The organism is Streptomyces sp. NBC_01381, from assembly GCF_026340305.1.
In the GTDB taxonomy this organism is placed as follows: Bacteria; Actinomycetota; Actinomycetes; order Streptomycetales; family Streptomycetaceae; genus Streptomyces.
The window spans coordinates 2,542,184-2,562,851 of the sequence record NZ_JAPEPI010000001.1 but is presented as its reverse complement, the minus strand read 5'-3'; the positions used below and the strand labels follow the sequence as shown (position 1 = coordinate 2,562,851).

General features: G+C 71.5%; 18 protein-coding genes. 14 read left to right on the top strand and 4 right to left on the bottom strand.

Translation table 11 applies throughout. The features are described from left to right. The first annotated feature begins 32 nt into the window (after positions 1–32). The 3 genes from OG453_RS12140 to OG453_RS12130 all read left to right on the top strand — a co-directional run bounded on the left by OG453_RS12140 (position 33) and on the right by OG453_RS12130 (position 2,433). Positions 33–821, top strand: coding sequence for an aminotransferase class IV (locus OG453_RS12140; protein ID WP_266867298.1), 789 nt, complete (start codon positions 33–35; stop codon positions 819–821). Between the two features lie 298 nt (positions 822–1,119). Next, a complete protein-coding gene (locus OG453_RS12135; RefSeq protein ID WP_266867296.1) occupies positions 1,120–1,668 on the top strand; it encodes a hypothetical protein in 549 nt (182 codons plus the stop codon). A 123-nt stretch (positions 1,669–1,791) separates the two neighbouring features. After that, entirely contained in the window at positions 1,792–2,433 is a 642-nt protein-coding gene (locus OG453_RS12130) for a class F sortase (RefSeq protein WP_266867295.1), read from the top strand. Positions 2,434–2,466: 33 nt separating this feature from the next. Here the strand turns inward: OG453_RS12130 and OG453_RS12125 are convergent, their stop codons facing one another. Next, positions 2,467–3,249 (bottom strand): TSUP family transporter, encoded by a 783-nt coding sequence (locus OG453_RS12125; protein ID WP_266867294.1) that lies wholly within the window; start codon positions 3,247–3,249, stop codon positions 2,467–2,469. Positions 3,250–3,445: 196 nt separating this feature from the next. Between OG453_RS12125 and OG453_RS12120 the strand changes: the two genes are divergently transcribed. The 8 genes from OG453_RS12120 (at position 3,446) to OG453_RS12085 (ending at position 11,928) form a co-directional block, all read left to right on the top strand. After that, positions 3,446–4,834 carry a ferredoxin reductase family protein gene (locus OG453_RS12120; protein WP_266867292.1) on the top strand — a complete coding sequence of 463 codons (1,389 nt, stop codon included), beginning with the start codon at positions 3,446–3,448 and terminating at the stop codon, positions 4,832–4,834. Positions 4,835–4,923: 89 nt separating this feature from the next. Then, a complete protein-coding gene (locus OG453_RS12115; protein ID WP_266867290.1) occupies positions 4,924–5,115 on the top strand; it encodes a hypothetical protein in 192 nt (63 codons plus the stop codon). A gap of 103 nt (positions 5,116–5,218) precedes the next feature. Then, entirely contained in the window at positions 5,219–6,457 is a 1,239-nt protein-coding gene (locus OG453_RS12110) for an NAD(P)/FAD-dependent oxidoreductase (protein ID WP_266867288.1), read from the top strand. A 1-nt stretch (position 6,458) separates the two neighbouring features. Further along, the gene (gene nirB, locus OG453_RS12105) at positions 6,459–9,065 is read left to right on the top strand and encodes a nitrite reductase large subunit NirB (protein ID WP_266867286.1); all 2,607 of its coding nucleotides are present in this window, start codon (positions 6,459–6,461) and stop codon (positions 9,063–9,065) included. 35 nt (positions 9,066–9,100) lie between these two features. Then, positions 9,101–9,424 carry a nitrite reductase small subunit NirD gene (gene nirD, locus OG453_RS12100; protein WP_323178629.1) on the top strand — a complete coding sequence of 108 codons (324 nt, stop codon included), beginning with the start codon at positions 9,101–9,103 and terminating at the stop codon, positions 9,422–9,424. 62 nt (positions 9,425–9,486) lie between these two features. Continuing rightward, complete coding sequence (locus tag OG453_RS12095; protein WP_266867282.1) at positions 9,487–10,071, top strand: TetR/AcrR family transcriptional regulator; 585 nt, start codon at positions 9,487–9,489, stop codon at positions 10,069–10,071. Positions 10,072–10,167: 96 nt separating this feature from the next. Continuing rightward, entirely contained in the window at positions 10,168–10,944 is a 777-nt protein-coding gene (locus tag OG453_RS12090; protein ID WP_266867280.1) for an SDR family NAD(P)-dependent oxidoreductase, read from the top strand. 48 nt (positions 10,945–10,992) lie between these two features. Beyond that, positions 10,993–11,928 (top strand): oxidoreductase, encoded by a 936-nt coding sequence (locus OG453_RS12085; protein WP_266867278.1) that lies wholly within the window; start codon positions 10,993–10,995, stop codon positions 11,926–11,928. A 66-nt stretch (positions 11,929–11,994) separates the two neighbouring features. On the opposite strand, the gene OG453_RS12080 is transcribed toward OG453_RS12085, so the two are convergent. After that, positions 11,995–12,618: a hypothetical protein gene (locus tag OG453_RS12080; protein ID WP_266867276.1), complete on the bottom strand. Its 624-nt coding sequence runs from the start codon at positions 12,616–12,618 to the stop codon at positions 11,995–11,997. Positions 12,619–12,628: 10 nt separating this feature from the next. Further along, the gene (locus OG453_RS12075) at positions 12,629–14,515 is read right to left on the bottom strand and encodes an APC family permease (protein WP_266867274.1); all 1,887 of its coding nucleotides are present in this window, start codon (positions 14,513–14,515) and stop codon (positions 12,629–12,631) included. A 269-nt stretch (positions 14,516–14,784) separates the two neighbouring features. On the opposite strand from OG453_RS12075, the gene OG453_RS12070 reads away from it, so the two are divergent. Continuing rightward, positions 14,785–15,354, top strand: a complete 570-nt coding sequence (locus OG453_RS12070; RefSeq protein WP_266867272.1) for a hypothetical protein — start codon at positions 14,785–14,787, stop codon at positions 15,352–15,354. Between the two features lie 155 nt (positions 15,355–15,509). Here the strand turns inward: OG453_RS12070 and OG453_RS12065 are convergent, their stop codons facing one another. After that, on the bottom strand, positions 15,510–17,882 hold the full coding sequence (locus OG453_RS12065) for a discoidin domain-containing protein (RefSeq protein WP_266867270.1): 2,373 nt from the start codon (positions 17,880–17,882) through the stop codon (positions 15,510–15,512). A 177-nt stretch (positions 17,883–18,059) separates the two neighbouring features. Between OG453_RS12065 and OG453_RS12060 the strand changes: the two genes are divergently transcribed. Both OG453_RS12060 and OG453_RS12055 read left to right on the top strand, forming a co-directional pair. Continuing rightward, positions 18,060–20,126: a WD40 repeat domain-containing protein gene (locus tag OG453_RS12060; protein ID WP_266867268.1), complete on the top strand. Its 2,067-nt coding sequence runs from the start codon at positions 18,060–18,062 to the stop codon at positions 20,124–20,126. A 38-nt stretch (positions 20,127–20,164) separates the two neighbouring features. Continuing rightward, positions 20,165–20,566, top strand: coding sequence for a hypothetical protein (locus OG453_RS12055; RefSeq protein ID WP_266869822.1), 402 nt, complete (start codon positions 20,165–20,167; stop codon positions 20,564–20,566). The last annotated feature ends 102 nt before the right edge of the window (positions 20,567–20,668 follow it).

The window sequence follows — 20,668 nt, the reverse complement described above, 5'->3', positions numbered from 1 at the left end:
CGGGGTCCCCGCCACCTCGTACGGTGAGAGGCATGACAACTCCCGAGCTGGTACAGCGCCTTGAGATCGACGGCCGGGCCGCCACCGCCGACCGGCTGCTCCTGCCCGCGCTCGGCGCCGTCGGGCACTTCACCGCCCTGCAGGTCAGGGGCGGCGCGGCGCAGGGGCTCGCGCTGCATCTGGCCCGGCTCGACGCGGCGACGCGCGAGCTCTTCGGCCATGATCTCGACGGCGAGTACGTCCGCGGCCTCATCCGGCACGTACTGCGCGACGACATCACCGACGCGTCCGTACGCGTCCTCGTCCACGCCTCCGCCGACGGCGAACCGACCGTGATGGTCACCGTCCGGGCGCCGGGCCGGATGCCGGCGGACGCGCAGGCCCTGCAGTCGGTGCCCTATCTGCGGCCCTTCCCGCACATCAAGCATCTGGGCGGCTTCGGACAGGCCCGCTACGGAGAGCTCGCGCGGCGCGCCGGCTTCGACGACGCGCTGCTCACCGGGCCCGACGGGACGATCAGCGAGGGCGCCGTCACGAACATCGCGTTCTACGACGGGACGGAGGTCGTCTGGCCGGACGCCCCCTGCCTGGCCGGCATCACCATGCAGCTGATCGAGCCACGTCTCGCGGACGCCGGGCTGCCCACGCGGCACGGCCCGGTCACCCTCGCGGACCTGCCGTCGTACACGGCCGCCTTCGTCACCAACGCGCGCGGCATCGCGCCGGTGCGGCGGATCGACGACACGGAGTTCGCGGTCGACGCGAAGCTGATGCGGGCCGTGACGGAGGCGTACGAGAGCGCACCCTGGGACGCCGTCTGAGGCGAAGCCCGTGTCGACTTCTGAGCCGGCATCAGGTCCCTCGCGGGGCGCCGGGTCACCCATTCACAGGCGCCCCGCACCCCCTTCGGATTCTTCTCCGCGACACGCCGGGTGACCTGCTGGAACGTATCCGCCGAAACGTCAGAAGCCGCTCCACCGCAGAGTTTCTGACGGGCCTTCAGGAGGCGTGCTCCGGCAAGTGCCACTTACCTCGGTAGAGCGGGGTTCGACCGACGCAGCGGCACTTGGGGGTGCCGCGGGCCGTGCCCTCTGAAGGTCCCTCGGAGGAGCGAGCACGATGCGCACAGCCCGCCTGCTGACCACCGCCGCGCTAGCCGTCGCATCGGCGGGTCTGCTCACCCCGCCCGCCGCGGCCGCCGTGCTCGCCGCCGGCGGGGGCCTGGAGGTCTTTCCGTCCACGGTCACTCCCGGCAGCACCGTCACGGTGAACACCACCGCGTGCGGCAGCGAGGGGACGGCGACGGGCGACGCGAGCGCGGTGGGCGCGGGCGCCTTCACACTGGCGCCGGGCACGCACGAGGAGAACGCGATCGGGCAGTTCAAGGTGCCGCCGTCGGCGCAGCCCGGCACGTACGAGATCGTCGCGAAGTGCTCGGGCTCCGGCTCGGGCGGCAAGGAGGTGGCGGGCGATCTGGTCGTGACGATCACGTCCACGGCCGCCGCCCGTGAGCAGCAGGTCACCCCGAAGGGACATGTGAAGACGGGGGTCGGCGGCGCTCTCGGCCCCGACCCCGTGCAGACCGCGGCGGGTGTGGCGGCGCTTGCCGTGGCCGCCGCGGGCGGTACCTGGCTCCTGCATCGCCGGGCGAGAGGCGACAGGATCTGACGGACACCCTCCGCTGTCCACCGGTACCGCAAGCCCCCTCCCCCTCCCGGCCCGCGATGTCCCTCGCGGACCGGGAGGGGGACGAGGGGCCGGACTCCCCGACCCCGAGGAGGACGAACACGTATGCGCAGATGGACCCTCAACTCCGCGATAGGGGCGGTCACCGCCATCGCCCTGTGCTCCGGCGCCTGGCTGCTGCACAGCGGCGCCGGTCCGGGCCCGCCGCCGCAGCCGTCCGCCGCGCAGGCCGCTTCGGCTTCGGCTTCGGCGGGCACCGGCATCGGCCCCGCCCCCGCGTCGTCCGCGCTCCCCCCGTCGCCGCCCGACCGGATCCGGATCCCCTCCATCCGGGTCGACGCGCCACTCATGGGGCTCGGCCTCACCCGCCAGGGCAGCCTCGACGTACCGCCGCCGAAGCAGACGAATCTCGCGGGCTGGTACGAGTCGGGGACCACGCCCGGCGAGACCGGGACCGCCATCGTGGCGGGGCACGTCGACAACGCCGATGGCCCTTCCGTCTTCTACGACCTGGGCGGCCTGACCAAGGGCCGCACCATCGAGGTCGAACGCAGGGACGGCAGCGTGGCGATGTTCACCGTCGACGCGAACGAGGTCTACGCCGCGAAGAACTTCCCCGACGAGAAGGTGTACGGCGCGGCGGACCGCCCCGAGCTGCGGGTCATCACGTGCGGCGGCACGTACTCGCGCAAGACCGGCTACGAGGGCAACGTGGTGGTCTTCGCCCATCTGACGGGCGTGCGCTGAGACTCCGAAAGGTGTTTGCGGCTGCGGCTGCGGCTAGGCGACCCACTGCTCGTACGCCATCTTGGCCACGAGCCCGAACACGGTGGTCAGCAGCACGACCCGGACGAAACCGCTGCCCTTCTTCAGGGCGGTGCGCGCGCCGAACATGCCGCCCGCGAGGTTGAAGACGGCCATCAGACCGGCCAGTTGCCACAGGACAGCGCCCTGCCAGGCGAACATCGCGAGGGCGCCCGCGTTGGTGCAGCAGTTGACGATCTTGGCGGTGGCGGAGGCCGCCACCAGGTCGAGGTGGAGCACGGCGGTGAGCGCGAGCACCAGGAAGGTGCCGGTGCCGGGGCCGATGAGCCCGTCGTAGAAGCCGATGCCGAGGCCCGCGAGGCCGATCGCGGCGAGGATCCTCTTGGGCGAGGCGGGCCGGGCGGCGGGCGCGGTGCCGAAGTCGGGCTTGAAGATGACGAAGGCGCCGACGGCGACAAGGACGACCATGATGACGGGCTTGAGCACCTCGGTGCTCATCCCCGCGGCGAAGACGGCGCCGCCCATCGACCCGGCGAGCGCGGCGAGCCCGATGCGCACGGCGGTCGGCACGTCGACGGGTGTCTTGCGTACGTACGTCACCGCGGCGCCGGTCGTGCCGACGATGGCGACGGCCTTGTTCGTCCCGAGGGCGTGCGCGGCCGGGGTCGACCCCGGAAGCCCGATCAGCAGCGCGGGCAGCAGAAGCAGCCCGCCGCCGCCGACCACCGCGTCGATCCAGCCTGCCGCGAGGGCGGCGATACAGAGGACGACGACGGTGGTCAGCGATATGTCAGGCATGATCGCGACCCTATGGATCGGGTGATCATGCCGTCCATGAAATCGGGGAGAGTTGAGGGACTTCAGAGGTTCTGAAGTGTTCACCGGAGCTCCGATGCTTAACCCTCGTTGAGCCCATCCTCAAGCCCGCCTTAAGGATCACGGATACCCCTCTGACCAGCCACTTTCAGGCGCACCGCCCGCCTACGCTGCGGCCGTGACCACCGAGGCAGCCCATCCCCAACTCGCCGCGTGCCCCGCACTCCGCGTCAGCCCCGCCGCCCTCCGTGCGGGCATCGTCGGCGGTGCGGCCGCCGTCACCGCGCTGTGGGCCGCGCAGGCCGAGCCGTCGGCGCGGCTCGACGTGCTCTTCGCGACCGGCGCGCATCTGACCGGGCTGCTGGCCGGCTACGGGATCCTCGTGATGCTGTTCCTGATGGCCCGCGTCCCCGCCGTCGAGCACGGCGTCGGCGCCGACCGGCTCGCGCGGCGGCACGCCCTCGGCGGCCGCTACGTCCTCTCCCTCTGCCTGGGCCACGCGCTCCTCGCCCTGTGCGGATACGCCGCCCACGCCGACACCGACCTGGTCGACGCCACGCTCGACCTGCTCGGCTACCCGGGTCTTGCCCTCGCCGCCGTCGGCACCGCGCTGTTCGTGGCCGTCGGCGTGACGTCCGCGCGTGCGGTGCGCCGCCGCGTCCCGCACGAGACGTGGCGGGCCGTGCATCTGCTGACCCACATCGGCGCGGCGCTCGCCTTCGTGCACCAGCTCGCCGGGCCCGATGTGGCGGGCAGCGTCCTCACCGTGTGGGCCTGGTCGCTCCTGCACGCCGTCGTCGCGGTGCTCCTCGTCTGGTACCGCGTCGTCGTGCCGGTGCGGCAGGCGTTCCGGCACAGCCTGCGCGTCATCGACGTACGCGACGAAGGTCCTGGGGTCGTCTCGGTCGTGATGCAGGGCATCGGGCTCGACGGGCTGCGGGCCGAGCCGGGGCAGTTCTTCCGGTGGCGCTTTCTGCGGCGCGGGCTGTGGCGCACCGCGCTGCCGTTCTCGCTCTCCGCGCCCGTGCGGGACGACACCCTGCGGATCACGGTGAAGGCGATCGGCGGCCACACCCGGCGGGTGCGGCGGCTCAGGCCGGGCACGCGGGTGCTCGCCACCGGGCCGTTCGGGGCGCTGACCGCGCATCGGCGTACGCGGCGGAAGGTGCTGCTGCTCGCGGGCGGGGTCGGCATCACGCCGATGCGGGCCCTCTTCGAGACGCTGCCCGGCGGGCCCGGGGACATCACGCTGCTCTACCGGGCGGGGAGCGCGGAGCAGCTCGTGCTGCGGGACGAGCTGGAAGGCATCGCCCGGAGCCGGGGTGCGGCACTGCACTATCTCCTCGGCCGTTCCGACGCGTCCTTCGATCCTTCCCCAAGCTCTCAACTTCGTTCGAGCAGGGGAGACCCCATTTCCCCGCAGGCGCTGCGGAACCTGGTGCCGGACCTCGCCGAGCACGACGTCTATCTGTGCGGGCCGCCGGGGATGTCCGCGTCGGCTACGGCGGCGCTGGTGCGGGCCGGGGTCCCGGAGGAACGCATCCATGCCGAGTGCTTCGCCTTCTGATCCGAGTTCTGCATCGCCTTCTGATTCGCCTTCTGATTCGCCTTCTGATCCGAGTTCTGATCCGAGTTCTGGTTCGAGAGATCTGAGACATGGGACGTCACCGCAAACCCGCAGGCCCCGTCCAGGGCCCCACCCTCCAGTCCCGCCGCAAACTGGCGGCGGGCCTCGCCGGGGCGAGTGCGCTGGTCGCCACGGCGCTCACCCTCACGATCGCCCCCGCGGCCCCGCCTGCCCCCGACCGCGCCCCGTCCGGCGTGCCGGCACCGCAGGCCGCCCCCTAGACGCGCCCCTCACACCCCACCCCCACCCCCGCTGAGGGCAGCGTTCCCCCCGGGAAACAGTGAGGATGCGGACGGGTAACACCGCCCACGCACGCTTCCGTACATGACCTCATCGACCTCGAACGCACGTGTGGCGGTGATCGGCGCAGGCCTTGCCGGTGTGCGGCTCGCCCAGCGGCTCGGGGGTGCCGCCGTGCTCATCGGCGAGGAGACGCACGCGCCGTACAACCGGGTGCTGCTCGCCGATGTCCTCGCGGGCCGGTACGGACCGGAGGTCATCGGCCTGCCGGCCGCCCCCGGGGAGTTCCTGCGCACCCGCGCCGTCCGGGTCGACCGCGAGGACCGGCTCGTGCACTGCGCCGACGGCGGCGTCGTCCAGTACGAGACGCTCGTGCTCGCCACCGGCTCCAACCCGGTCCTGCCGCCCCTGCGCGGCCTCTTCGCGCCGGACGCCCGTGAGCTGCCGCGCGGTGTGCACCCCTTCCGGACCATGGACGACTGCCTCGCGCTCTCGGACGCGATACGTCCGGGCGTGCGCGCCGTCGTCATCGGCGGCGGGCTGCTCGGTGTCTCCGCCGCCCGCGCGCTCGCCGTGCGCGGCGCCCAGGTCGTCCTCACCCAGCAGGGCGACCGGCTCATGGAGCGCCAGCTCGACCCGGCGGCATCGGAACTCGTCCACCGGCACCTGACCGATCTCGGCGTCGAGGTGCACACCGAGTGCCGGGTGCGCGGCGTGCGGCAGGTCGACGGGGCCGTACGGTCCGTCGAGCTCGCCGACGGCTATCTGCTCGGCACCGACCTCACCGTGCTCGCCTGCGGCGTCCGGCCCCGCGTGGGCCTCGCCCAGGCCGCCGGGCTCGACGTGCGGCGCGGCATCGTCGTCGACGACGAGCTGCGCACGTCCGATCCGCACATCCGGGCCATCGGCGACTGCGCCGAGCACTCCGGCGAGGTGCGCTGCCTGGCGGCGCCCGCCCTCGAACAGGCCGACGCCCTGGCCGATTCCCTGCTCTCGCCGGACAGCGCGCGGCCGTACTCCGGTACCCGCGCCCTGACCCGGCTCACCCTGCACACCGGCCGTCCGGGCTCCGCTCCCCTGGACCTGGCGGCCTTCGGCGACCCCGAGCCCCGGCCCGACGACGACGTGGTGCAGCTCGCGGACGCGACCCGCGGCACCTACCGCAAGGTCGTCGTGCGGGGCGACCGGCTCGTCGGCGGGGTCCTGCTCGGCGAGCTCGGCACCGTCGGCGCGCTCGCCCGCGCATGGGAGTCCGACGACCCGCTGCCCGAGGACGACGGCAGCCCCTTGCTCCACCTGCTCACCCACGACGGAGGCCTCTGACATGCCCACGGACACCCCCCGCCACAGCACCGCCCGGAGCACCATCGTGCTCGTCGGGCACGGCATGGTCGGCCAGCGCTTCCTGGAGGCCGCGGCCGCTCGCGGTCTGACCGGCACGCACCGCGTGGTCGTCCTGTGCGAGGAGCCGCGCCCCGCCTACGACCGCGTACAGCTCACCTCGTACTTCGCGGGCCGCACCCCCGACGAACTCTCCCTCACGGACCCGGAGTTCATCGAGCAGCACGGCATCGAGCTGTACGTGGGCGATCCCGCCGAGTCCGTCGACCGGGACGCGAAGACCGTCACCGCGCGCTCCGGGCAGACCTTCGCCTACGACACGCTCGTCCTCGCCACCGGCTCCTTCCCCTTTGTGCCGCCGGTGCCTGGCAAGGACACGACGGGCTGTTTCGTCTACCGCACCATCGAGGACCTGCTGGCCATCGAGGAGTACGCGAAGACGTACGCGAAGACAGGTGCCGTGGTCGGCGGCGGCCTGCTCGGCCTGGAGGCGGCGGGCGCGCTGCGCGGGCTCGGACTCGACACGCATGTCGTGGAGTTCGCGCCGCGCCTTATGCCGGTGCAGGTCGACGAGGGCGGCGGCGCGGCCCTCCTTCGCACCATCACGAACATGGGCCTGACCGTGCACACGGGTGTCGGCACCCAGGAGATCGTCGGCGACCAGGGCGCGGTCAGCGGGATGAAGCTGTCGGACGGCAGTGAACTCGCCACCGATTTGGTCGTGTTCTCCGCCGGTGTCCGGCCCCGCGATCAACTCGCCCGTGACACCGGCCTGTCGGTGGGCGAGCGCGGCGGCATCACCGTCGACGAGCAGTGCCGCACCAGTGACCCGGACGTGTACGCGATCGGCGAGTGCGCGCAGGCCTCGGACGGCCGGGTCTACGGTCTGGTCGCGCCCGGCTACGAGATGGCCGAGACGGCCGCCGCGGCGATCGCCGCCGAGGAGTCGAGCTTCACCGGCGCCGATCTCTCCACCAAGCTCAAGCTGCTCGGCGTGGACGTCGCCTCCTTCGGCGACGCGCACGGCACGGCTCCCGACTGCCTGGACGTCGTCTACTCCGACTCGCGCTCGGGAACGTACAAGAAGCTGGTCATCGGTCCGGGCGGCGAGCTGCTCGGCGGTGTCCTGGTCGGCGACGCGGAGGCGTACGGCGTGCTTCGGCCGCTGACCGGCAGTGTGCCGCCGGTCTCGCCGGAGCAGCTGGTCCTTCCCGCGGGCGCCGGCGGCCCGGTGTCGATCGGCCCGTCCTCGCTGCCGGACTCCGCGGTCATCTGCTCCTGCCACAACGTCACCAAGGGCACGATCCGCGGCGCCGTCACCGAGCACAGCTGCACCACCGTGCCCGAGGTCAAGAAGTGCACCAAGGCCGGTACGGGCTGCGGCAGTTGTGTGAAGGTGCTGGGCCAGCTGGTCAACGACGAGCTGGAGGCCTCGGGCGTCGAGGTCGACAAGGGCCTGTGCGGCTGCTTCGGCCAGACCCGCCAGGAGCTGTACGAGATCGTCCGCACCCTGGGCATCACCTCCTACCGGCAGCTCCTCGACGCCCACGGCCGCGAGGCGGCCCGCGGCACCGAGGGCTGCGAGACCTGCAAGCCGGCGGTCGGTTCGATCATCGCCTCGCTCGCCCCGACGATCGGCGCCGACGGCTACGTACTCGAAGGCGAACAGGCCTCCCTCCAGGACACGAACGACCACTTCCTCGCCAACCTCCAGAAGAACGGCTCCTATTCGGTCGTCCCGCGCATCCCCGGCGGCGAGATCACCCCGGACAAGCTGATCGTGATCGGCGAGGTGGCACGGGACTTCGGGCTCTATACGAAGATCACCGGCGGCCAGCGCATCGACATGTTCGGCGCCCGCGTCGAACAACTCCCCATGATCTGGGCGCGGTTGGTGGACGCGGGCTTCGAGTCGGGTCACGCGTACGGCAAGTCGCTCCGGACGGTGAAGTCGTGCGTCGGGCAGACCTGGTGCCGCTACGGCGTACAGGACTCGGTGCGGATGGCGATCGACCTGGAGCTGCGCTACCGGGGCCTGCGCTCCCCGCACAAGCTGAAGTCGGCCGTGTCCGGCTGCGCGCGTGAGTGCGCGGAGGCCCAGTCCAAGGACTTCGGCGTGATCGCCACCTCCAGCGGCTGGAACCTGTATGTGGGCGGCAACGGCGGTGCGACCCCGCGCCACGCGGACCTGCTTGCACAGGACCTGTCCGACGCCGAACTGGTGCGCCTCATCGACCGGTTCCTGATGTTCTACATCCGCACGGCGGACCGCCTCGAGCGCACCTCGACCTGGCTCGAGCGGATCGAGGGCGGCCTCGACCACGTACGCGATGTGGTCGTCCACGACTCGCTCGGCATCTGCTCCGAGCTCGAGGCCCTGATGGCCGACCATGTCGCGCACTACCGCGACGAGTGGTCCGAGACCATCAACGACCCCGAGCGGCTCGCCCGGTTCGTCTCCTTCGTGAACGCGCCGGACGTCCCGGACCCCACGGTGAGCTTCGTCCCCGAGCGGGACCAGATCAAGCCCGACCTGCCGCTGCTGAGCATCGGCTCCCGCCCTCGCGACCTGGAAGGTGCGGCATCCTGATGAGTGCCCCGATGAGTACCCCGATGACTGCCCCTATGAGTGTTCAACTCCGCCTGGACGGCGACTGGTTCGAGGTCTGCGACCGCGCACGGCTGCAGCCGGGCCGGGGCATCGCCGCCCTGCTCCCCGACGGCCGCCAGGCCGCACTCTTCATCGACCGCGCGGGCCGCGCGTACGCGATCGACAACCGTGACCCGTTCACCGGCGCGGCGGTGCTCTCGCGCGGGCTGCTCGGCGCGGCGGGCGGACGTCCGTTCGTCGCGTCGCCGCTCCTGAAGCAGCGCTTCGACCTGGAGACGGGCCGGTGCCTGGACGACGACTCGGTGACGGTGGAGACGCATAGGGTGCGGCTTGCCTGATCAGGGCTACTTACGATCAGAGCTACTTGACCGAGCGTTCCAATATTGCTTAATCTCTCCTCGTGGCCAGGACCAAGGAATTCGATCCGGACGCCGCGCTCCAGTCGGCCCTAGAGCTGTTCTGGCGGCGCGGCTACGAGGCGACGTCGATGGCCGACCTCGTCGGGGCGCTCGGCATCGGTCGTGCCAGCATCTACGCCACGTTCGGCAACAAGCACGAGCTGTACATGAAGGCGCTCGACCGGTACGCCCAGTTCCAGAACCCCCGCCTGCTCGCCGAGCTCTCGCAGCCGGGGCCCGCACTGCCCGCCGTACGCGCGGTGGTGCGGCGCTTCGGGAGCGAGTCCGCCTCCGAGGACGCCCGCCTGAACGGCTGTTTCATCACCAATACGGCGGCCGAGCTCGGGCCGCACGACGAGGCGGCCGCCCGCTGCGTCGAGCGCAGCTGGGAGCACATCGAGACGCTGCTGCACTCGGCGCTCGTCCGCGCGCAGGCGCAGGGCGAGCTTCCGGAGGACCGCGATCCGCTCGCCATCGCGCGCATGCTGCTGACCCTGATGCAGGGGCTGCGCGTGGTCGGCAAGGCCTCGCAGGATCCGGCGCGGGTGCGGGACGCGACGGAGCAGGCGCTGAGCCTGTTGGACTGAATGCCCGACTGAATGCCCGACTGAAATTCCGGCGCACCCTCTGGCCCCTTTTTATGCCCTCATACTGAACCGATCGTTCAAGAAAAGAGCTCTGTCATGACTTCAGGACCGCGCACCCGCTTCACCGGCCGCACCGCCCTCGTCACCGGCGGCGGCTCCGGCCTCGGCCGGGCCATCGCGCTCGCCTTCGCCGCCGAGGGTGCGAACGTCGTCGTCGCCGGGCGCACGGAGGGCCCGCTCAAGGAGACCGTGGGGCTCATCGAGGAGGCCGGCGGCAGCGCGCTCGCCGTCACCGCCGACGTGACCCGGAGCGCGGATCTCGCGACCCTCGTCTCCACCACGGTCGAGCGGTTCGGCTCGCTCGACGTGGCCGTCAACAACGCGGGCGTCCTGCGTGCGGGGCAGCCGGTCGCCGATCTGCCCGAGGACGACTGGCGGACGCTGCTCGACATCAACGTCACCGGGGTGTTCCTCGCCCTGCAGGCCGAGGTGAAGCAGATGCGTACGCAGCCGGGCGGCGGGGCGATCGTGAACATCGCGTCGGTCCTGGGCACCCACACACGCCGTCCGGGCACCACGGCGTACGCCACCACCAAGGCGGCCGTCTCCATCCTGACCAAGGGCGCCGCGGCCGAGCACATCCAGGACGGGATACGGATCAACGCCGTGAGCCCCGGCTCGTCGGACACCAGCATGTCGCTGCTTCCGGGCGAGAGCGAGGCCGAGCGCACGGAGCGGATGAAGACCGCGACGCCGCTGGGCCGGGTGTCCACGACCGCGGAGGTCGCCGCGGCCGTGCTGTACCTCGCGTCGGACGACGCGGCGTCGGTGGTCGGGGCGGACCTGGTGATCGACGGGGGTGCCGCCGCCTGACGCACTGGCGTAGGCTCGCTCCCTCTCGGCAGCGGAGGGAGCTGTGTCATGGCGGGCTGGAACGCGAGTGACATCCCCGACCAGAGCGGCCGCACGGCCGTGGTCACCGGAGCCAACAGCGGCATCGGCTATGTCACGGCACGCGAACTCGCCCGCCGTGGCGCGCGCGTGGTCCTCGCCTGCCGCAGCGAGGAGCGCGGGTCGCGGGCGCTGGCCCGGCTGCGTTCCGAAGTACCGGGCGCGGAGGCCGAGTTCAGGCGACTCGACCTCGGAGATCTGGGCTCCGTACGGGAGTTCGCGGCGTCGCACGAGAGTGAGACGCAGGGCGGTCTCGATCTGCTCATCAACAACGCGGGGGTGATGGCGCTCCCGTACCGGCAGACGGTGGACGGCTTCGAGACGCAGTTCGGCGTCAATCACCTGGGCCACTTCGCGCTCACGGGACTGCTCCTTCCGCTGCTCCTGCGGACGCCGGGCGCACGGATCGTCACGGTGTCCAGCGGCATGCACGCCGTGGCGAACATCGACATCGACGATCTCAACAGCGAGCGGAGCTACCGGCGTTGGATCGCCTACGGCCGCTCCAAGACGGCGAACCTGCTCTTCGTCCACGAACTGGCACGGCGCCTCGCGGCCGCCGGCTCCGATGTGGTGGCCGCGGCGGCGCATCCCGGCTACGCGTCGACGAACCTCCAGGCGGCCGCACCCCGGATGGAGGGCCGCAAGGCGGCCGAGCGCGTGATGCGGCTCGGCAACGGCCTGGTCGCGCAGTCGGCCGACGCGGGCGCGCTGCCCACGCTCTTCGCGGCCACGGCACCAGGAGTGCGGCCGGATTCCTTCACCGGGCCGAGGATTCTGGGCTGGCGCGGGGCGCCGGCGAGGTCCTGGCGGGCGGGGTGGACGCGGGACGATGTGGGCGCGGGGCGGCTGTGGGAGGCGTCGGAGGGGTTGACCGGGGTCGAGTACGGGGAGCTGAAGGGTTGAACTCGGGGAGCTGAAGGGCTGAGTTCGGGGAGCTGAAGGGCTGACCAGGCGTTCCTGTCCCGCCCGCTAACTCCCCTGCTCGAGAAGGGACTTCAGCGCGGCAAGGCGGTCCTTCCAGAAGGACTTGTACGCCGCGACCTCCGCCGCGTCCCGCAGCTTCTCGTGGCCGACCCCCACCACCGTCTTCCCCGGCGCCTTCACCGTGAGCGTCACGGAGATGCGCCCGGCACCCCCGCCGTCCGCGTCCTTGAAGTCGGCGGTCACCGACTTGGCGGGGCGGTGCGTGCGCACCGTGAAGTCGACGTCCGGCAGCCATCGCGCCCGCAGGCCGTCGTCGGTGAACGCCTCGATCACCCGCGCCGCCGTGGCGTCGATCGTCTTGCTGCCGCTGGTCCGCCACTCGCCCGTGCTGCTCTGGCCGACCTCGCGAAGACCGCGCTCCTGTTCGTAGCCGACGGCCACGGACTGCGCGTACCAGCCGTCGACACCGTGGTCCTCGCGGACGTGGCGGGCGATCTCGGTGTGGTTGCGGGACGTGCCGCCCCAGGCGTCGAGCAGAGCGAACCACTCCTCCCACCCCTTGCCGGTCGCCTCGCGCAGCGCCTCGTCCGACAACTTCTCGGTGATCTTCTTGCCGGCGCTTCCGGCGATCTTCTTGCCCGCACCCGCATGGCTCGCGCTTCCGCTCATGGCGCCGACGCTAGGACCGGCGCCGCCCCGCTGCAAGACGGAACCGCAGTCGGCAGATGACCGCGTCCGTGTCGCGGCGCACCGCGTGCGCGAGGACCGAGCCGCGCTGGTTCTGCAGCAGCCGCTGCCAGACATGGGCGGGCTCCACCTCGGGGATCAGGACGGTGACGCGGGTGGTGGGGTGGTACGTGTAGATCTTCCGTACGTACGCCGACACCGGCCGCCCGACGGTGCGCGTCTGCGAGGGCAGCTCCACCAGGTCGACACCCGGGTTCCACAGCTCCCAGTCGCGGCGCAGCGCCTCGGCGGCGCGCCGGTCCTCGGGGTCGGCATGGGTGACGGTGACGGCGCGGACCTCGTCGCCGAGCGAGACGGCGGCGCCCAGCGCCTCGCAGGTGAGGCGGGAGAGGTTCGACACCGGGACGATGACCAGGGAGTGATCGCGGTGCGGGGGCTCCGGGACGCGCCCCAGACCCAGGTCGTCGCCGATCCTGAGATAGGCGCGGTGCACGGCCTCGAAGCAGAGCACGATCGCCGGCAGCGCGAGCACGATCAGCCAGGCGCCCTCGGTGAACTTGGTGGCCGTGACGACCACCGCCGAGATGCCGGTGAGCACCGCACCGAAGCCGTTGAGCAGGGCCTTCGCGGGCCTGCCCGCCTTGCGCCAGTGCAGCACCATGCCGGTCTGGCAGAGCGTGAAGCCGACGAACACGCCGATCGCGAAGAGCGGCACGAGGGTGTTGGTGTCGCCGCCGGAGAAGACGAGCAGCGCGGCGGAGACGGCGGCGAGCGCGAGGACGCCGTGCCGGTGGACCTGGCGGTCGGCCTTGAGGGCGAAGACGTGGGGCAGGTAATTGTCGCGGGCGAGCAGGCTCATCAGGACGGGCAGGCCGCCGAAGGACGTGTTGGCGGACAGGGCCAGCAGGATCATCGTCGCGAACTGCACGACGTAGAAAGCCCAGTTGTGGCCGAGCGAGGCGTCGGCGAGCTGCGCGAGGACGGTGACGCCCTCGACCGGCTGAAGCCCGAACCGCGAGATGAGCACGGAAAGACCGATCAGCATCACGCCGAGCAGCGCGCCGAGCGCGACCTCCGCGTGCTGGGCGCGCTTGACGCGCGGGGTGCGGAAGGAGGGCACGGCGTTGGCGATCGCCTCGACGCCCGTGAGCGCGGAGCAGCCCGAGGCGAACGCCTTGAGCAGGAGCAGCGCGCCGACCGTGGTGGCGTTGTCGGCGAGGACGGAGGCGTGCCCCTCGGCGGCGGCCGTGCTGACAGGACCGTCCCGGAAGAGCCCGGCGACGACCATCGCGAGTATCGCGCCGACGAAGATCGCGGTCGGCGCGATGAAGACCTTCGCGGAGTCGACGATGCCGCGCAGATTGACGCCCGTGACGACGACGAGCACCGCCAGACAGATCCACACCCGGTCGCCGTACAGCTCGGGGAAGGCGGAGGTGAGCGCGGCGACGCCCGCGGTGACGGCGACGGCGACATTGAGTACGTAGTCGAGGACGAGCGAGGCCGCGGCGACGAGCCCGGCCCGGCGCCCCAGGTGGGTCTTGGCGGCGGCATAGCTGCCGCCTCCGTCGGGGAAGGCGGCGATGACCTGGCGGTAGGAGGCGACGAGCACGGCGAGCAGTGCGGCGATGCCGAGCGTCACCGGGAGCGTGAACCCGAGGCCGTGGCCGCCGGCCGCGGCGAGCACCAGGACGATGGCCTCGGGGCCGTACGCGACGGACGCCATGGCGTCGAGGGAGAGCGCGGCGAGCCCCTGAACGGCGGTCAGCCGATGGCGGTCCGCGCGGGCCGACGCCGCCGCGTCGGTATCCGGGGGTTCCTCGACGGCGACGGCGACGGGGCTGCTGCCGCTGTCCGGCGACTCGGACACGGTGGTCATGGGCGTACCTCCAGGCAGGGGTGGCAAAGGAATGCCCAGCGTCTGGGCGCACGGCACGCCCCGCGCGCCGTCTTGGTGACTCCCTTGCGCGCCGGGCCGGGATCTTCACGCGTCGTTGACGCGGGAGTCTCGCGGGGGTCGCGCGGGGACCTCTCGGGGTCGCGCGGGCCACGGCGTGGCATCAGCGGTACGTCAAGGAGTACGACGGCGGAGTAAGCGGCCCGTCAACACCGCTGGCCTGACGCGGTGCCGGGCCTACGGTGCCGCACATGGGACATGACAGGACGACACGGGGCAGGGTGCTCGGCAGGGGCGTGGAGGCGTGGGAGGGCGCCGCGGAGGACACCGTGTCCGACCGGCGCTGGGCGGGCGACGTACGGGCCGCGGCCTTGTGCGCCCTCGCCCTTTTCCTCCTGGTCACGCTCGTCGACCTGGCCAACGGCACGCTGGACGCGGTGCGGGCCGGGCTGTGGGCGGCGCTTTCGGCGCTCCTGTACGTCATCCTGCATCCGGTGCGGGTGACGGCGGGCCCCGGGTGGCTGGCCGTCCGCGGACTGCTGCGCGGCCGTCACGTGTGTACGGGCCTGCTGACCGCGGTGCGGCACGAGCCGGGCGTCGCGGCGCGCCTGGTCCTGAGCGACTCCCTGGGCAACCGTGTGGAACTCGACCCCCAGGTGCTCGCGGAGAACCCCTTGCTGCTGCACCGCCTGGACTCGGGGGCGCGGGATGCGAAGCAGCGGGGGCTGCTGCGGACAGGCGCCGAGGTGCTCGCCGGCCTGTCCGCCCGCCTGGACGCGGAGGGGGCGCGGGGGGTGTTCGAGGCGTCGGACCTGCGGTAGGGAAATCTCCAGCCCGTCCGGCGATTGAGGACGAACTCGCCGAAGGCGGTGATCTACGGCACGCAAAGCCCCCGCGCAGCGGCCCGCGGCGGAGCCGCGAATGTCACAGCCGGGAAGGGGCGGGGTTGGGGAGAAGAGCCCCGCAGGTCCACCGCCTACCCCCGCACCTCGAACCGGTACAACGAATACCCGTACTCCGTCTGCCGCTTCACCCCCTGCATCCGCACAAACCGCGCCGCGACCGACGGCAGGTCGACCACATCGACCCCCGCCTCCTCCCGCCCCCGCCGCTCAGCAACAGTCCGCCACCCCGACGGCCCCCCGTCCGCCGAGACCTGCACGTCATAGTCCCGCCCAGCAGCCGCCTCCCAGTCGAGAAGCACCCGCCGCACACTCCGCTCCTCCCCGAGATCGACGGCGATCCACTCACCATCGGTGTACTTCGAGGCCCACCGAGTCCCCGCATCCCCATCGACCGCGTTCTCCGCCCCCAGCGAAGCCGTCTCCGCGGAAGAAGCCGTCGCCTCCCGCCCCCGAGCCAGATCAGGCACGTCGAAAACCTGCACGGACCACAACACCCACCGCACCCGTCCGTTCTCCCGCCCCCGCACCCGGACGTACCGCGCCTCCACACCCCCGAACTCCAGCTCGTCCCAGCCGGCCCGCTCAAGCCCCCGCCGGGAGGCGACCCTCCGCCACGCGCTCCCATCGTCCGAAACCTCAACGTCGTACGAACGGCCGTGCTCCCGCCCCCAGTCCAACCGCACCCGCCCCACGTGCCGCACCGCACCGAGGTCGACCCGCACCCACGGTCCCCCCGCCTCGGCGGCGCTGGTCCAGCAGGTGACGTGGCTGCCGTCGGACACGTACGACGCATGCGCACCCGACGACGCGGTCGCGGCCGCACCGAAGGCGAGCTCGTCGGGATCGGCCAGTGTCGGGGTCACGGTGGAGAGCCCGGGGCCCCGCGCCCCGCGCCGCAGCAGCGCGGTGAACTCCCCGTAGGCGAGGCCCTGTTCGCCGCCGCTCCACATCTTCTGGGCAAGGGTGCCGTACGTCTTCTCGATGAGGCCGTGCACGTCCTGCTGGGTATACGTGGCATGCACGAGGTCGTTCCACACGGCGGACATGGCACCCCGCAGCTGCGGATCGCCGGGGTCCAGACTCTCGCTCCCCGGGAAGACGTGCGGCTCCCAACTGTCGTACAGATAGCGGCCGTCGAGGCCGTGCCCGTGGTAGTAGTCGGCGAACGGCACCACGTACAACAGCCCGTCGTTCGTGTTCACGATCTCGTAGCCGTCGGCCTTGGCGGCCTGCGGCCCGTACCAGCCGTTGTTCCAGCTGTGGATGGTGACGTCGCGGTCGTACCCGTCCGCCGAACCGGCCATCTCGGTCAGGCTCCCCCAGGCACGCGGATGCTTGCCGAGGCTCCGCAGATGCTCCGCCATGTCGTTGAAGTACGCGCGGTACTGGGCCTCGGGCCCGGTGTACTCATCGGCCCCGTAGTGCACTTCGGGACTGCGGAACCACGGCACGAACTCCTCGAAGACGGCCTTCATAAAGGCTGTGGTCTCGGGCTTGGCGAGGTCGAGGTGGTCGGAGTTGCCGCCGTCGAGCCCGAGCGAGGGCCGGAAGCGTACGAAGGAACGCGAGTGGGCCGGGGCATCGATCTCCGGGGTGAGCTGCACGGCATGCAGGGCGGCGGTGTCCTCGAAGGAGTCCCAGTCGGCGCGCGAGTACGAACCGTCGGGCGCCGCAAGCCCCTCCCACTCGGCGGCGTCACTCCGCAGCCGGAAGGCGTCATAGGCCTTGCTCCAGTCGCCGCCGGGAGCCTTGATCTCGTTGTCGTTGAGATGGAGCTGAAGATCATTGAGCTTGAACCACCCCATGACGCGCAGGTAGTCCCGCACGAATCCGGGCGTGAAGAAGCGCCGCCCGACATCCAGCATGAAGCCGCGCAGACGGTAGTTGGGCCAGTCCTGCGCGGTCCCGACGGGCACGCGGGAGCGCTGCTCGTCGTGGAGGAGAACCTGAAGAAGTGAGCGGGTGCCGTAGTAGACACCGCTGTAGGCGGGCGCGGTAAGGGTGACGGCATCGGCCCTGACCGCAAGTTCATACCCCTCGCGGGCGTAGAGCTCGCCACCCTTGGCGTGCCGGGCGGCCGCGTCGAGGCGCAGCAGGATCTCGCCGTCGGCGGCGCGGGAGCGGCGGACGGCGCGGGGCGCGGCGAGCTTCAGCCCTGTGATGTCGGCGATGTCCCGCGTCAACTGCTGTGCCAGGACGAGAAGTTGACCGGCATCCTGAGCGGGCACGACGACCCGAGACTCCGGGGTGAGCCGGTGGGCGCCGTCGCCGCCGGCCCATTCCTGGAGGGCGGGAATGACGGCCGGGCGGGCATTGCCCCGACTCGTGGCACCGGCAGGGGGCGCTCCCGCGCCCACGGCGTGAGCCGTGGGCGACGGAAGGGCGACGGCCGCGCCCGCGACGGCTGTCGCGGCGATGAGAGTGCGACGGGAGAGGTTCGTCATGGCAGTGGACTACACCACTCAACTCCCCAGTCTCACAAGGGAATCAACAGAAACAGGCAGAGCTCGCGACGTGATCGATGGCCCGCCGACAGACGCCGGCGGGATGGACCGCGCCACTCACACCCGCATCCGGAATGCGAGTCGTAGGACACCCCGCAAACGTGCTACGCATAGGGAATGCCCGATGAAGATGATCTGCACTTGGGGGCGTCGGAGGACCACGGCGATGCCGTCACCGCGGTTGCGGTCTCCCCGGACGGACGGATCGGCGCGACCGGCACGCGCTCCGGCGAGATCCGGTTGTGGGACCTGAGCCATGGCCTGCTGACCGCCTATGTGGGAAGGCTGCAGGACGGGCCGGTGGAGAACGCCGCGTTCATCGGCGACGCCGAGCGGCCCCAGTTGCTGACCACGGGCCCATCGGCCTCGCTGTGGACGGTGACGGCCGAGGCCCTGGATTGGCGGCAACTCCCGTGGGACGGCGGCCGGTTGCTCACGCACTCCGACCAGGAGGCGGTGCTCAGACAGTGCGGAGACCTTCGCTGGCTTGGCGTCTTCGGTCCCCTCTACGGACGCATCAAGTCGGACTCCCCGATGGCATTGGGACGCACCGCCTCCGGTCTGCTCGTCGTGAGCACCGACCAGGGCGGGATCGCCGCCTGGCGGCGACCTTCCGGGAAGACCTACGAAGACACCGAACTCGTGTGGGCCTTCGACGGACGCGATGCGGCGGATCAGCGGCTGACGCGCTGTTGCGACCTGGGGCGGCTCGTGGTGTCCCAGCGGCGCGACAGGGTGGTCGTACTCGACGCGGAGACCGGGTCGGCCGTGACCGCGTTCGCCCCGCCCGCCCGGCCGACGGCGGTCGCGGCGCATCCGGACCGACCGCTGGTGGTGCTCGGCGGACGGGACGGTTCGCTGTCGTGGTGGGATGCCCGCTCGGGACACTGCCTCGGGCGAGTTCAAGCGCATGGCGCCCGCGTCCGGGCGTTGGCGCTCGCCACCGGCACCGACCTGGTGATGTCGGTCTCCCAGGACGGAACTGCCGCGCTCTGGCGGCTGCACGACCACGCACCCGCCGCCCGCTTCGCGCCCCGCGCACCCTCCGGCCCCCGGGAGCTGACCCATGTGGCCGGTACGCCGGACGGGCAGTGCTGGCTGATCGGCGGGCGCGGCGGCCAGGTCCACGTTCTCCACTGGTCCGGCCATGCCGGGCTCGTGCCGCGACGCGTCGGCCGACCCTCCTGGGCGATGGACGGCAGTGACGTGGAGACCCTGCTCGACGACGTCCGCCACCACTGGGACGACGGCCCGGCAAGTGTGGCCGCGGTCCGTGAGCTGGCCTCCGGTAACCTCGACGGAGCCTGGCAGGGGACGGCGACGGACGCGCTGGCGACCCTCATCGTGAACGGTGCGGACCCGGCGGCCCGGGAGGCCGCGGTGATCGCGCTGGCGGAGATCGACGAGGGCCGGACCACCACCGCCCTCTACGAGATGTTCGCCCGCCACGACAGCCACGGCTCCGCCCAGCGGCTGCTGGCGCACTTCACCGGCGAGGACGATTCCACGACGGAGGACCTCATCGCGAGCCTGCCCGGGATCGGCAATTTCCTCGGAGTGCTGACCTCAGCCGCCTTGGGCGAACGGGGCGCTGCCGCGGTCCCGGCGGTGCACGCGGCACTCCGCGCGTTTCCCTTCCCGACCCGGGAGGACGCCGACCACTGGTTCCGCGACGAGTCGACCAAGTACCGCCTGCTGTACGCCCTCAGACAGGCGGGGGCGGCCGCGGCACCCGCGACACCGACGCTGCTGGCGGTCCTGGAGGACGATGAGATCTACCGGGACACCCGGCACCAGGCAGAGGTGACCCTGCAGGCGATCGGCCTCCCGGAGACGGCCGACGCGATCGCAGCCGAGATCCGGCGACGGGCTGCCCTCGACGTCGCCCACGTCGAAAAGAGTGACGGCGACGACGAGACGGAAGGCTTCAGCCTCCTACTCGACGTACTGCTGGGCATGCCCCCCGCAGCTCTGACGGCCTCCCTCGAGGTAGGACCGGCACTGGACGCGGTGCGGCGCCGCTTCGGCGACGGCATCAGGACGTACGAGGAGAATGGCGAGATCCACGAGTACACCCTCTTTGAGATACGCCTCGCCGACTGCATCGACGAGAAGATCGCCGAGCAGATCAAGGTCTCTGGGACGGATAGGCCCGCATGTTCAGGAGTCACGTATTCGCCATGATGCCGGTCGACCGTCACCCTGTGTCGGTGCTCTGCGGCATGATGACCGCCGTGAACACCGAGATACTGGTAGCCGTCTGGCAGCGGCTTCTCGCCGATCCTCGCAAGTCGTGGGTGCTGTTCGAGCATGGCACTTGTGTCGTGCTGACTGCTCCGGATGGAGAACTGGCTGAACAGGCCACCGAGATCCTGGGAGAGTTCGGCCCGGCGCATGCCGGAACTTCGGCAGGAGACTTTGGGGTGATCGACCTCAAGGATGCTGAGGGATGGGTCGTCACCGGGCACCACAACGACGTCCTTACCTATGTCGGCCCTGATGAGCCTATGGACGGGTCGGAGATCGCTGTCGGGCTGTTCGGACGTTCCAAGCGCCACCGGGACAGCACCGAACTTCACGTCGTCCACGTCGAGGACAAACGAGGCTCAGCGGACCTAGCGTGAGTACCCGCGCTCCACCGCGTACGACCCAACACCATGCGCGGCAGCCGCAGTTCGCGCGGCAAGGGCCCGAGGCTCGCGCAGTCAAATGGACCGCGTCGACGA

Bases quoted from the DNA above. Each gene is read 5' to 3' on its own strand.
- OG453_RS12140 (WP_266867298.1), top strand. From the start codon at position 33: ATGACAACTCCCGAGCTGGTACAGCGCCTTGAGATCGACGGCCGGGCC.
- OG453_RS12135 (WP_266867296.1), top strand. From the start codon at position 1,120: ATGCGCACAGCCCGCCTGCTGACCACCGCCGCGCTAGCCGTCGCATCG.
- OG453_RS12130 (WP_266867295.1), top strand. From the start codon at position 1,792: ATGCGCAGATGGACCCTCAACTCCGCGATAGGGGCGGTCACCGCCATC.
- OG453_RS12125 (WP_266867294.1), bottom strand. From the start codon at position 3,249: ATGCCTGACATATCGCTGACCACCGTCGTCGTCCTCTGTATCGCCGCC.
- OG453_RS12115 (WP_266867290.1), top strand. From the start codon at position 4,924: ATGGGACGTCACCGCAAACCCGCAGGCCCCGTCCAGGGCCCCACCCTC.
- OG453_RS12110 (WP_266867288.1), top strand. From the start codon at position 5,219: ATGACCTCATCGACCTCGAACGCACGTGTGGCGGTGATCGGCGCAGGC.
- nirB (WP_266867286.1), top strand. From the start codon at position 6,459: ATGCCCACGGACACCCCCCGCCACAGCACCGCCCGGAGCACCATCGTG.
- nirD (WP_323178629.1), top strand. From the start codon at position 9,101: ATGAGTGTTCAACTCCGCCTGGACGGCGACTGGTTCGAGGTCTGCGAC.
- OG453_RS12090 (WP_266867280.1), top strand. From the start codon at position 10,168: ATGACTTCAGGACCGCGCACCCGCTTCACCGGCCGCACCGCCCTCGTC.
- OG453_RS12085 (WP_266867278.1), top strand. From the start codon at position 10,993: ATGGCGGGCTGGAACGCGAGTGACATCCCCGACCAGAGCGGCCGCACG.
- OG453_RS12080 (WP_266867276.1), bottom strand. From the start codon at position 12,618: ATGAGCGGAAGCGCGAGCCATGCGGGTGCGGGCAAGAAGATCGCCGGA.
- OG453_RS12075 (WP_266867274.1), bottom strand. From the start codon at position 14,515: ATGACCACCGTGTCCGAGTCGCCGGACAGCGGCAGCAGCCCCGTCGCC.
- OG453_RS12070 (WP_266867272.1), top strand. From the start codon at position 14,785: ATGGGACATGACAGGACGACACGGGGCAGGGTGCTCGGCAGGGGCGTG.
- OG453_RS12065 (WP_266867270.1), bottom strand. From the start codon at position 17,882: ATGACGAACCTCTCCCGTCGCACTCTCATCGCCGCGACAGCCGTCGCG.
- OG453_RS12060 (WP_266867268.1), top strand. From the start codon at position 18,060: ATGCCCGATGAAGATGATCTGCACTTGGGGGCGTCGGAGGACCACGGC.
- OG453_RS12055 (WP_266869822.1), top strand. From the start codon at position 20,165: ATGATGACCGCCGTGAACACCGAGATACTGGTAGCCGTCTGGCAGCGG.